The sequence below is a fragment of the Polynucleobacter sphagniphilus genome (genome assembly GCF_029892205.1).
In the GTDB taxonomy this organism is placed as follows: domain Bacteria; phylum Pseudomonadota; class Gammaproteobacteria; order Burkholderiales; family Burkholderiaceae; genus Polynucleobacter; species Polynucleobacter sphagniphilus.
Map to the genome: position 1 here is coordinate 156815 of NZ_JARXVX010000002.1, position 12764 is coordinate 169578.

Sequence of the window (12764 nt, forward strand, 5' to 3'; positions counted from 1 at the left end):
CTAGAAATGCACCCTCATACCTACTGACGCAACAAAGCTAGGTACCAACTGAAAACCATTTACATTTTGATAAATAGGTAGTTGCACGTTCACATATAACTGCGTTGTATCTGTCACGTTATACAGAGCACCTGGAGTGATGTAAGCCAATACGCCCCCCGTAGACAAGGTATCGGCTGCTGTTCCACTATCTACTTTCTTATTAAGCATATTCAACTGCAGGGTTGGTACCAACTTTTCAAAACCTTGGTAGTTCACACCCAGATTTAAGTTGGCAGCATTACCCGGGCGATAAGAGGAGCCCACACCATTCTGCGCATTGAGTGTGGCAATTGTGACGGGAACATCTGTCGGCTTGACGGTAGCTTGATATTGAATATTGGCGAAGTACCCCCAATCTTCTGTCGCGGGTATGAAGCCAAATTTATAAGCGCCAATAATCACATCGGTTGATCCAGTACCCAATTGCAGCCCTGGATCAACACCTTGCAGTGATCCGCCGTTATTGACTACCGTTTGCGAGTTATTACCGGTTGGTAACTTCACACCAAACTGGAAACCCCAATCTTTCTCTTCGGCAAATCCAAAATAACGGCCAATAATTTTCATATCGCCAATACCTGAGGCTTGAGACAAGTAAGCATTAGATGAGGGATTACTAGCGTTAGTAGGGCCTGAAATACCATCATCAGATCCAAAAGTGCTGTGGGTTCTCATGATGTAGGGCAATATCGTTGTTACGCCCCACTTTTCACCATCGTTGTAATCTAAGGATGCTGTGAGGTAATTATTTTGGGTAAAGTTTTCCACCTCAGCACTCGGACTAGCAGCGTTAACACCATTCTGAGAAATGCTTTTGGTGCCAGCCCACAGTTTATTTTGATTTAAGGTGTCATAACGCACATCTAAAGTCCATCCACCCGACATACCCATACCTTGTGTTCCGATATCGGTATTCAAACTACACCCACAACTGGCACAAGCCAAGACTGAAGATGCTGGCAGCGCCAAAGCTGCGGCTAAGGCTAATTTATTCAATTTCATTTGTAGATCCAACAAAACAGCGGCAATTACTTGCCAAATACATAGCGAGGCTATGCCCTAATAGCGATTGATTAGGTGCTTGCTGGTGGCGCTGCCGAAGGCGGCGTGAACCAAGTAAAGAGTGGTTGAGGAGATTGATAGTAAAGCAGGGGAAGCAAGGCAAATGAATGCGGTGCTGCAAATTTCAGATTGGTATTAAATGCCGGTGGAATGCTCGCATGTGTAATGCAGTAGGGGCAAGTCTGGCTATGTTGATCCATTTGCGGGGAGCCATCCTGCTGCAACTGAATCATCTTTGTGCCATCAACAGAACAAATCTCCATAGAGATGCCCTGCCCAGCGGAAATTGCTTGAGAAACCACTGGCGCGAGCGCACTCATTACGATCGAAGCTGCTGCGATCCAGTGAATGAGTTTGCGATTCCTTAATTTCATATTGGGGCTATTTTATCTGAATTGCCTTGTCACTTTGCAATAGAAAAAGGGGTCCAAGGACCCCTTTTGCTTGCTTATGCGCCTTGCTTAAGCAGCGTTTCGGTTAGCGCTTTCAATAAAACGCTTACGATACGGTGCCAAGATAAATTTAGCGCTAAATGCCGCGGTCACGGTCACAATGGCGCCAGCAACCAGCACAAAGCTCCAGTTACCACCAGCCGACAGTACCGAGGCTAGCGGCACTAACAATGATGCTGTACCCTTGGCGGTATACAAGGTGCCCGCATTACTTGCGGCATTTTTGACCCCAAATGTATCAGCGCAGATTGCTGGGAAGATCGAGAAAATCTCACCCCAGAACAAGAAAATGAGTGCAGCAAAAGTCATGAAGGCAATTGGGTCACGGCCAAAGTGCATTAAGCCCAACATGGCTAGACCTTCGCCGGCAAATACAAAGAACATGGTGTTTTCACGACCGAAGCGATCAGAAATAAAGCCGCACAATGGACGAGTAAAGCCATTACATAGGTTATCAATAGACAGAGTCATTGTTAGGAGGGGCAAAGTTGCGCCAAAGAAAGACATTGGCAGAGTAGCTAAGCCGTAGTCTTTAGCAATTGGGCCAATTTGCGCAGTCACCATCAAGCCGCCAGCAGCTACCACTACAAAAATCGCGTAGATCAACCAGAACAAAGGTTTGCGAATCATCTGACCCGATGTGTAATCCACCTTAGTTGTAACAATCCGCGGAGCAGCCTGCACCCCTACTGGAGGGGTTGGTTTGACCATCAATAAAGCCAACAAGAAAATTAAACCGCCTTGTGCAAGCCCAAAGAATAAGAAAGCCTGCTCGTAGCCAGCACTCAAAATCATATTGCCAATTGGAATCACGGTAATGGCAGCGCCTGCACCAAAGCCTGCAGCCGTGAGGCCGGCAGCCAAGCCACGCTTATCTGGGAACCACTTCAAGGCATTACCAACGCAAGTGCCGTAAACGCAGCCTGCGCCAATACCAGCAATCACTGCGGCCACATAGAGCATTTCAATAGAAGTGGCATAGCTATCAATAACCCAACCCGCTGCTGCAAATACAGCACCAATCAAAATCACGAAGCGTGGGCCAAACTTATCAACCATCCAACCTTCAACGGGCACCAACCAAGTTTCCACCACAATAAAAATGGAGAAAGAAAGTTGAATAGCCGATAAAGCCCAGCCAGTTTTCACTTGAATCGGGTTTACAAACAATGTCCACGCATATTGCAAGTTAGCAACCAAGCCCATACAAATGATTCCGAAAATCAATTGCATCCAACGGTTATGCCAAGGTTTAGTCACGATTTGGTGTCTCCTCAATTTCTTCTTTTATATTCATTGATCGCCATAAAAATGGCATGCGTGATTTTTGAATATTCTGGCGATTAACATCTTGATAGACATCAAGAATTGATTAATTGCATTACTAGTGATAACCCTTGAGTGCAGATGCTATCAAGCACTAATAAAGATCGATAGTAATAGCTTTGAGCCTGGATATTTCACCCTACCAACTCGTGCTTACCCTAAATGCCCCCCTAAAAGTGGGCAAAGAAAAACCGCCCGAAGGCGGTTCTTTTTTTAAAGCCGTGTTACGGATTACATGCCGCGATATGCGCCATCAAAATCATAATGACGCGCTTGTTTCGCCTTGGCTACTTTGCTGTCAGAAAAAATCTGGTTAAACATATTCAATAACTGAGTCATTTGAATCTCCTTAAGGGTTAGTACCTAGAGTATAACCCTAATAAGATTCGATATCAGGGGTTTAATAACCATTTTCTCGTAAATACCCGGTGAATTCTGTATTTAAATGAGAATGATTACTATTTAGTACGTATAATAGCAATCATTCTCATTTAGATTAAGGCTTTGTCAGAGTGATGTTGGCGCGTCGAATCCTAGGCAACATAAGACTGCAGTCGATCGGCATGACTTTGTCTTTACTTGCACCCACCTTGGTTCACTCGCAATCCAATCAGGTCAATCCACTAACGCTCTTGGCTGAAGCACCAGTTCGCTCCAGCCCAACTGTATTAGCCCAATTCAATCCAGTCGATGATCCACCTGAGCAATGGAGCATTCATGCGCAGTCAACCTACATCATTGGGCAGAAAAATAACTTCAACTCACCCTACTATGGCCAAAATAGCCTCTTAAATAAGACCGAAGGTAGTGGCAATGACAGCTTCACATGGAGTGCAACTGCTTTTTTAGGCGGAAGACTCTGGGAAGGCGGCGAGTTTTATTACAACCCCGAAATGTTTGAAGGCACCCCTTTTGGTGGATCACTAGTTGGATTGGGTGCTTTTCAGAATGGTGAATTACAAAAGGGTTCGTATATTCCACCCACCTATTACAGTGCACGAGCATTTATTCGACAAACAATTGGTCTAGGTGGCGAACGAGAGCATATTGAAGATGGGCCAAACCAATTGGCTGGCCCAGTAGATTCAAATCGTCTTGTGGTTTCTTATGGAAAATTTGCTTCATTGGATTTCTTTGACCAAAATAAATACAGTCACGATCCAAGAACGCAATTTCAGAATTTTGCTTTATTTTCGATGGCTGCCTATGGATATGCAGCCGATGCCAAAGGCTTTACATATGGTGTCGTTGGAGAATGGTACCAGGGAGATTGGACCCTAAGGGCAGCCCGCCTTGCAGTCCCAACCACTCCCAATACCATGGAACTCAATTACTCCCTTACTCAAGACTACACCAATCAGGTTGAACTAACACATCAACATAAACTCTGGGGTCAACCTGGCGCAGTAAGAGGCCTGTTCTTTCAACAACGCGCATTCATGGCAAGCTATCAAAACGCGATTAACCAGGGTTATCAGCTAGGCCTCACTCCCAATATTCTCACGGCTCGATTTAGTGAGCAAAACATGTGGGGTTATGGCTTAAATATCGAACAAGCCGTCAACGAAGATTTGGGATTGTTTGCCAGATGGAGTTGGAATAATGGTCAAACAGAAACACAAACTCTTGATGTCAGCAGCTCCCTATCTTTTGGTACAACTCTGAAGGGTAGCAACTGGAGCAGGCCAAATGACACTATTGGGCTTGGATATGCAATCAATGGAATCTCAGCTTCAGAAATTAGCTATCTTCAGCAAGGTGGCTATACGATGTTTATCGGTGATAGCGCATTAAGCTATAAAAGAGAACAAGTTATTGAAACTTACTACAGCGCGCAGGTTTATAAAAACCTTTATATTTCAGCCGACTACCAACACATTACCAATCCAGCCTATAACTCTGCGCGTGGGCCAGTCAATTTTTATGGCTTACGCGCACATATCGAAATCTAAAAAACAAGTAGCGTTGGTGCCGCTTGCCGGAATCGAACTGGCGACCTTTTCATTACGAATGAACTGCTCTACCAACTGAGCTAAAGCGGCGCTCATTTATTTTAGCGGAAGCGATCGAGTAATTTTTTGCTGTTTTTATCTAGCGCTGTTGAATCTTTAATGAGGAACTGCAGGCCATTGGAGTCGGCAATTAAGAGTGTGTTGCCCGCAATACGACGAATATCTTCTTCACCTTTTAAGCGAATCCGAGTTGGTCCTTTATCAGTCTCAATATCCCAAATACTTGGAGTAGCAAAAGTGGAGACTTGGATAATTTTTTCAATGACTGGCATAAATTCACGCGCTGTCATTTCTTCTTCAATCAGAGCGAGCTCAGACTCTGGAATAGCGGCAATGGATGCATACCACCATAACTCTTTACCCGATTGATCCATGATCGACAAACCTGCCGCAGGGGCTGTAATAGGAAATGCTCTCACTGGATAAACACCAGTATGCATCTTGCCATTGGGATCCTTAAATACTAGGCGTCCCAAGGTATCGCGTTCTAGTCGCTGACTCACACCCCACCCCCAGTCTCTTTGGCAATCACCTCTAAAGCTTCTTCACCATGCTCTTCCAGACTTTCACCAATAGCGCCACCCTCAACCAATTCTGCAGCATGCCTGAGCTGGGCTTGATAGAGTGCGTAATAAGCGCCCTTGGCTTCCATTAACTCATCATGCGAGCCTATCTCGACAATCTCACCTTTATCTAAAACCACTAGGCGATCGGCTTTGCGCAAAGTAGATAAACGATGGGCAATCGCAATAGTTGTTCGGCCTTTAACCAAATTATCTAAAGCTCGCTGAATTTCTTTCTCAGTAGTTGTATCCACCGAGGAAGTTGCTTCATCCAAAATCAAAATACTTGGATTGATCAGCAGAGCCCTGGCAATGGAGATGCGCTGACGCTCACCACCAGAGAGTGATTGGCCACGCTCACCTACTAATGAGTCGTAACCCAAAGGCAGGCGCAAAATAAATTCATGGGCATGGGCAGCACGAGCAGCCTCGATGATTTCTTCGCGAGTCGCGCTGGGTTTGCCATAGGCAATATTCTCAGCAATCGTTCCAAAGAATAAAAAGGGTTCTTGCAATACAAGGCCAATTCGTTTGCGGTAATCAGCAATTCCGATACTACGAATATCTCGATCATCCAAACAAATAGCGCCAGAACTCACATCATAAAAGCGACAGATTAAATTAACTAAAGTGCTCTTGCCCGATCCACTATGCCCAACCAAACCAATCATTTCACCAGGGGCAATATCTAAATCAATCCCTTTTGAAACCGCGCGATTACCGTATCGGAAACCCACACCGCGCAATGAGATACGCCCTTTAACCTCACCTAAGGGCGCTGGGTTGATAGGCTCGGGCACACTCGATACGTGATCCAAAATATCAAAAATACGTTTCGCCCCTGCTGCCGCTTTTTGCGTATGCGAAACAATCCGACTCATTGAGTCAAGGCGAATATAAAAGCGGCCGATATAAGCTAAGAAAGCAATTAATACGCCCACCGTAATGTGACGGTGAGCAACCTGCCAAATGCCAAAGCCCCACACCACCAATAAACCAGTTTCAGTCAGTAGCGTGACAGTTGGCGAGAACAATCCCCACACGCGGTTCACGCGGTCATTAATTTGTAGATTGTGCTTATTGGAATCGACAAAACGCTTCAGCTCTCGATCTTCCTGAGCAAAGGCCTTCACCACCCGAATTCCGGGAATAGTATCAGCCAAGATATTGGTGACCTCTGACCAAATACGATCGATCTTCTCAAAACCGAAGCGCAGCTTGTCACGGACGATGTGGATCATCCAGACAATAAAAGGCAATGGAGCCAAGGTAACCAAAGCAAGCAAGGGATCAATAGACACCAGAATGGCTGCCGTCATGGTGATCATCAACACATCTGTGGCGAAGTCCAAAGCGTAGAGAGAGAGAAACACACATATACGATCGGTTTCTGCGCCGATCCGTGCAATCAAGTCCCCCGTCCTCTTGCCCCCGAAGTACTCCAAAGATAGCTTGAGTAAATGCTCAAAGGTGGTGTTACGCAAATCTGCACCAATCCGCTCGCTCACCAAAGCCAAAAGGTAAGTCTTCCACCAACCTAAGCCCCATGCAACAAGAGATGCGCCAAATAAGGCCAACAAATAGAGGCTAGCCAAATGGAAATCAATGGGGTTGCCACGCTCATAAGGAATCAAGACATGATCCATTAAAGGCATCGTGAGGTAAGGCGGTATTAGAGTCGCCCCAGTGGAGAGCAGTGTAAGAATAAAACCCAAGAGCAACTGCTTTTTGTATGGACGTGCAAAACGCCATAACTTAAACAAGGTCCAAGTGGATGGTGGTTTGTCATCCTCGGGCTCACAGGTCGAGCATGCATCCGAGTTGGCTGGCTTTGCATTCAGGCAAACCGGGCAGACCTGCTTATCGTACTCATTCGCCTCCGGGGCACCCTGATTGGGCTCGCTTCCGGCTGCTAATTGCCTATAGGCCGATTGCAAACGCAGAATTTGAGGATTGACCGCCAGCGTGAAATACCAAATACGTAATAATTTATTAGTCAACTCCAGCTTCAAATGCCCTACGCCAGCATGATCCCCATGGGAAAGGTGAGCTTCCACTTGAATCGGCCAAGTTTCATGAAGCGTGCCGTTTGTCCAAATAAGACTTTGCTTGGTCAGCAAAAGGAGGCTTTTCTTAAAGCGCAAGTCATCATCTAAATCCAACTCAACCCAGGCAATCAAAGCCCCAGGGTCAAGCGCTATGGATGGTATCGAGCTTAAAAGATCTAGCCAATCAGCAGGCAGTGGCGAAGTGATGGGAGTAATTTCTGGCTTCATTAATACTAAAAGTATAGTTGAGGCTAGTTTTTTCGATTTATTAACAATGTCAACTTTTTGAGCCAGAAAGCCGTTAAATTACGAAAGTAAGGCTTTTTATGTATTTTTGCTAAATTTGTGGATTTTCAATAACAACTAGAGACAGAGAGATAGTCCGAGAGCCCCTCTTTAAGTGGCCCTCACCGCATCGCCGTTTATGCCCCAATTACTAGATAAAACCATTGAGATCTTGAGCGTCAAGCATCTCCGCGGCCCGAATATGTGGACCTACCACCCCATTATTGAGGTTTGGCTCGATATTGGGGATTTGGAAGATTACCCATCCAACCTCATTCCCGGCTTTTATGAGCGTCTCATTAAGGCCCTACCAAGCCTACAGGAGCATCGCTGCAGCTATGGTGAGGCCGGCGGATTTCTAAAGCGCGTTGAAGAAGGCACGTGGCCTGCCCATATTTTGGAGCACCTCACCCTTGAGCTACAAAATCTCGCAGGGATTCCAGGTGGATTTGGCAAAGCGCGAGATGGTGATCGCCGCGGAGTCTACAAAGTCATGGTGAGCGCGATTAATGAAGAGGTCACCCTCACTGCCCTGAAATATGCAAGAGATCTTTATCTTGCGCTAGCCCAAGACACCAAAGATCCAGTCGCAGAAGTTCAAACTATTATTGAAAATCTACGTGAACTGGGTGATGACTTGTTACTAGGCCCTAGCACCGCTTGTATTGTCAACGCAGCCGAAGAACGAGGTATCCCATCTATTCGCCTGTCTGAAGGTAATCTTGTACAACTAGGTTATGGTGCAAAGCAGCGTCGCATTTGGACCGCCGAGACCGACCAAACAAGCGCTATTGCCGAAACCATCTCCCGGGATAAAGACTTAACCAAAAGTCTTTTATCGAGTGCTGGTGTCCCTACTCCAGAAGGCAGAACAGTAACGAGCCCTGATGACGCCTGGGAAGCCGCGCAAGAAATTGGCTTGCCGGTGGTGGTCAAGCCAATCGACGGTAACCATGGTCGTGGCGTATTTATCAATCTGTATACCCAACAAGAAATTCAAGCGGCGTATGCCGTTGCCATCGATGAAGGCAGTGAAGTATTGGTGGAGCGCCATATTCTGGGCGACGAGCACCGCCTACTCGTTGTAGGCAATAAAGTAGTAGCAGCCGCTAAAGGTGAAACGGTTTGGGTCACCGGCGATGGCCAACATACTGTTCGTGAACTGATTCAATCCCAAATCAATTCAGATCCTAGGCGTGGCACTGCCGAAGAACATCCGCTCAATCCAGTCCGAATTGACTCGGCAGTTGAACTGGAATTGGCGCGCCAACAATTAACCGGCGATAGCATCCCCAGCCTTGACCAAAAAGTCTTGATTCAGAGCAATGGCAATGTTGCCTTTGATGTCACAGACGCGATACATCCAGAAGTTGCACGACAAGTTGCTTTAGCAGCCCGCGTGGTTGGCTTAGAAATTGCTGGCGTGGATTTAGTAGCGCAAGATATTGGCAGGCCGCTCGAAGAACAAAATGCGGCGATTGTTGAAGTGAATGCAGGCCCAGGATTACTGATGCATCTAAAGCCTGCTAGCGGCAAACCCCAGCCTGTTGGTAAAGAAATTGCCGATCACCTCTTCCCGCCTGGAAGTGATTGTCGCATTCCAGTAATTGGTATCTGTGGTGAGCGCGGCAAAACTTCTGTTGCAGAAATGATTGCACACTTTTTACGCCTGACTAATCTATATGTTGGTCTTGCATGCAGTAAAGGTCTTTTCTTTGGGCAGCGCGCTATTCAAAAAAGTGATGCCGCCAATTGGGAAAATGCGCGTCGCACCTTGTTAAATCGTTCTGTTGAAGCCGCTGTGATTGAAAATAATCACCTCTCCATGCTGATTGAAGGTTTGGCTTACGATCGTTGTCAGGTTGGCGTGGTTTTGAATGTGGATCCCAAGGCCAATTTTCCTGAATATGCCATCTATGATGAAGACCAGGTGTTTAGCGTTGTGCGTACCCAGGTCGATGTCGTCCTACCAACAGGGGTGGCAGTGCTCAATGCCGACGATCCAATGGTGGCAAAAATGGCTGAACTATCCGATGGTGAAGTGATTTATTTCACCCAAGATCCCGAGTCTGAAATTGTAAAAGTACATCTTCAAAATGGTGGGCGAGCCGTGATTGCCGGCAAACAGCAAATTGCCTTGAACTTAGGTAAGCACACCCAAAAAGCAATTCCTGTGCCAAAACACCTAGTACCCAATGCAAGTACACCTTGGAATGCCATCAATTTAGCTGCTGCAATGGCAGCAGCTTGGGCGCTAGATATCCCATTCAACGTTATAGAGGCTGGTGCAGAAACGTTTGTTTCGCATCCCAGCATTCAGTAGGGGCTTAATTGGAAATCACCCGTATCCGCATGTTGCGCGGTCCAAACTTATGGAGTCGCCACACTTCCTTAGAGGCAATTGTTGCTTGCGATGCTAACGAGCGCTCCATTGACCTCATTCCCCAATTTGAAACCAAGATTCGCGAACGCTTTCCGCAGCTTGGAAGCATGCGTCGCGGAGGTCATGGTGAGGTGCTTTCTTTGGCACACGCTCTTGAGCACGCTGCTTTAGGATTGCAGGCACAAGCAGGCTGTCCAGTGACCTTTAGTAGAACAGTGCAAACTGTAGAAACAGGCGTCTATCAAGTTGTTGTCGAATATATCGAGGAACTTGTTGGGCGCATGGCATTTGATTTTGCCTTTGCATTAATTCAGGCAACCTTAAATAATGCCCCATTTGATTTAGCCGCTGCACTCTCAGAACTTGAAGCCTTGTATGAAGATGTTCGTCTCGGCCCTAGCACCGGCTCTATTGTGGATGCTGCAGTTCAGCGCAACATCCCCTTCCGCCGTATGACTGAAGGCAGCATGGTGCAGTTTGGCTGGGGTAGCAAACAAAAACGTATACAGGCTGCGGAGACCAGCAATACCAGTGCGATTGCAGAAGCCATCGCACAAGATAAAGAGTTAACTAAAAATTTACTGGCAGCCGCAGGGGTATCTGTGCCGATTGGTGAAGTGGTTACTAATGCCGACGATGCTTGGAGAGCAGCCCAAAAAATTGGCGGGCCAATTGTGCTCAAACCAAAAGATGGCAATCAGGGTAAAGGGGTGGTAGCCAACATTCAAACCGAAGAAGAGGTACGCGCTGGCTTTATTGTTACGCAAGCATTTGGACAGGAAACGATTGTTGAACGCTACCTGCCAGGCGCCGACTACCGTCTACTGGTTGTTGGTAATCGCTTGGCTGCAGCAGCCCGACGCGAGCCTGCTCAAGTAGTTGGCGATGGCACCCACACCATTGCGCAATTAGTTGAAATTGAAAACAAAAATCCATTGCGTGGCGATGGTCATGCAACTGCGCTAACCAAGATTCGTTTTGATGACATTGCACTTGCTCATCTTGCTGGCCTAAATCTCACCCCTGACTACGTTCCCAAAACAGGTGAACGCGTCTTGTTACGCAACAACGCGAACCTCAGCACTGGCGGGACCGCGACAGATGTAACCGATGATGTGCATCCCGATGTAGCAGCAAGCGCAATTGCTGCAGCACAAATGATTGGTTTAGATATTGCTGGAGTGGATATTCTTTGTGAGGCCATTTATAAACCCCTGGAATCCCAAGGCGGCGGGATTGTTGAAGTCAATGCTGCCCCTGGCCTAAGAATGCATCTTAAACCCTCATACGGCAAAAGCCGTGCTGTCGGTGAAGATATTATTAATATGATGTTCCCTCTGGATGATGATGGTCGCATTCCAGTGGTGGCTGTGACAGGCACTAACGGTAAAACCACTACCGTGCGCTTAATTGCCCATTTATTAAATGAAACTGGCTTACGTGTTGGCATGACCACCACCGACGGCGTCTACATCAATAATCACTTAATTGATTCTGGCGACTGCAGTGGACCACGCAGCGCCAGAAATGTATTGATGCATCCCGATACCGATGCAGCTGTTCTTGAAACAGCGCGTGGCGGAATGCTGCGTGAAGGCCTAGGATTTGATCGCTGCGAAGTGGCAGTGGTTACCAATATTGGTGAAGGTGATCACCTTGGCTTGAACTACATCACCAGTGTCGAAGATCTGGCGATTCTCAAACGCGTCATTGTGCAAAACGTTGCGCCTACTGGGGCAGCGGTTCTAAATGCAACTGACCCGATGGTTGTCAAAATGGGTGACGTTTGCACTGGTCGCGTTATCTTCTTTGCCCAAGACCAACACCACCCCGTCATTGCCGCACATCGGGCTAAGAACAAAAAAGTGATCTACTTTGATGGCACTTACATCGTGGCATCAAAAGGATCACGGGTTCTTTTCCGCTTCCCTGTCAGCGAAATACCTTTAACGCAAAATGGTGTACTGGGCTTCCAGATTGAAAATACCATGGCATCTATTGGCGCTGCTTGGGCACTAGGTTTGGATGCGGAAAAAATTGCCAGAGGCTTGAATACATTTGAAAGTACTGCCAATGCAGTACCTGGTCGCTTTAACCAGTTTAAGCATAAGGGCGCAACAGTCATCGCCGACTATGGACACAACCCCGATGCCATGCGTGCTCTAGCAAGCGCTGTACAAGCTCTTAAACCCAAAAAGAGTCATGTCGTGATCAGCGGTGCAGGCGATCGTCGTGATGAAGATATTCGCGATCTCACGCGCATCTTGGGCAATGCCTTTGACAACGTGATTTTGTATCAAGATCAATGCCAACGCGGACGTGAAGATGGTGAAGTATTAAAACTGCTTCAAGAAGGCTTAGTTGGTGCCAGCAAGGCAAAACAAGTCAAGGAGATTTATGGCGAATTCTTGGCAATTGACACTGCCCTGAATGACTTAGAGGAAGGTGATATTTGCTTAATCTTGATTGACCAAGTTGAAGAGTCTTTAGCCTATCTGAAGGAAAAAGTACAAGCCTAGTTTGTCTTGTGCATAAGAAAAAGCCCAATCATTGATTGGGCTTTCTAATTTCCAACATTTTGCGTCTGAAAA

General features: G+C 46.7%; 7 protein-coding genes, 1 tRNA gene and 1 pseudogene. 3 read left to right on the top strand and 6 right to left on the bottom strand.

What is annotated here, in order from left to right; all coding sequences use genetic code 11:
• From M2125_RS05135 to oxlT, 3 genes are all read right to left on the bottom strand, one after another.
• Entirely contained in the window at positions 1-1044 is a 1044-nt protein-coding gene (locus M2125_RS05135) for a hypothetical protein (RefSeq protein ID WP_083657515.1), read from the bottom strand.
• Positions 1045-1115: 71 nt separating this feature from the next.
• A complete protein-coding gene (locus M2125_RS05140; protein ID WP_076023594.1) occupies positions 1116-1478 on the bottom strand; it encodes a DUF2946 domain-containing protein in 363 nt (120 codons plus the stop codon).
• Between the two features lie 87 nt (positions 1479-1565).
• A complete protein-coding gene (gene oxlT / locus M2125_RS05145; protein WP_277541748.1) occupies positions 1566-2789 on the bottom strand; it encodes an oxalate/formate MFS antiporter in 1224 nt (407 codons plus the stop codon).
• A 656-nt stretch (positions 2790-3445) separates the two neighbouring features.
• Between oxlT and M2125_RS05150 the strand changes: the two genes are divergently transcribed.
• Positions 3446-4834: a carbohydrate porin gene (locus M2125_RS05150; protein WP_280742648.1), complete on the top strand. Its 1389-nt coding sequence runs from the start codon at positions 3446-3448 to the stop codon at positions 4832-4834.
• Between the two features lie 14 nt (positions 4835-4848).
• Here the strand turns inward: M2125_RS05150 and M2125_RS05155 are convergent.
• The 3 genes from M2125_RS05155 to M2125_RS05165 all read right to left on the bottom strand — a co-directional run bounded on the left by M2125_RS05155 (position 4849) and on the right by M2125_RS05165 (position 7733).
• Positions 4849-4924: transfer RNA gene (locus tag M2125_RS05155), tRNA-Thr, on the bottom strand.
• A gap of 11 nt (positions 4925-4935) precedes the next feature.
• Entirely contained in the window at positions 4936-5397 is a 462-nt protein-coding gene (locus M2125_RS05160; protein WP_076023585.1) for a cyanophycin metabolism-associated DUF1854 family protein, read from the bottom strand.
• Entirely contained in the window at positions 5394-7733 is a 2340-nt protein-coding gene (locus M2125_RS05165) for a cyanophycin metabolism-associated ABC transporter (protein WP_280742649.1), read from the bottom strand. The genes M2125_RS05160 and M2125_RS05165 overlap by 4 nt, the downstream gene beginning before the upstream one ends.
• A gap of 196 nt (positions 7734-7929) precedes the next feature.
• On the opposite strand from M2125_RS05165, the pseudogene M2125_RS05170 reads away from it, so the two are divergent.
• Both M2125_RS05170 and cphA read left to right on the top strand, forming a co-directional pair.
• A pseudogene (locus tag M2125_RS05170) lies at positions 7930-10089 on the top strand (cyanophycin synthetase); the annotation flags it as partial.
• 32 nt (positions 10090-10121) lie between these two features.
• The gene (cphA, locus tag M2125_RS05175; RefSeq protein WP_280742650.1) at positions 10122-12692 is read left to right on the top strand and encodes a cyanophycin synthetase; all 2571 of its coding nucleotides are present in this window, start codon (positions 10122-10124) and stop codon (positions 12690-12692) included.
• The last annotated feature ends 72 nt before the right edge of the window (positions 12693-12764 follow it).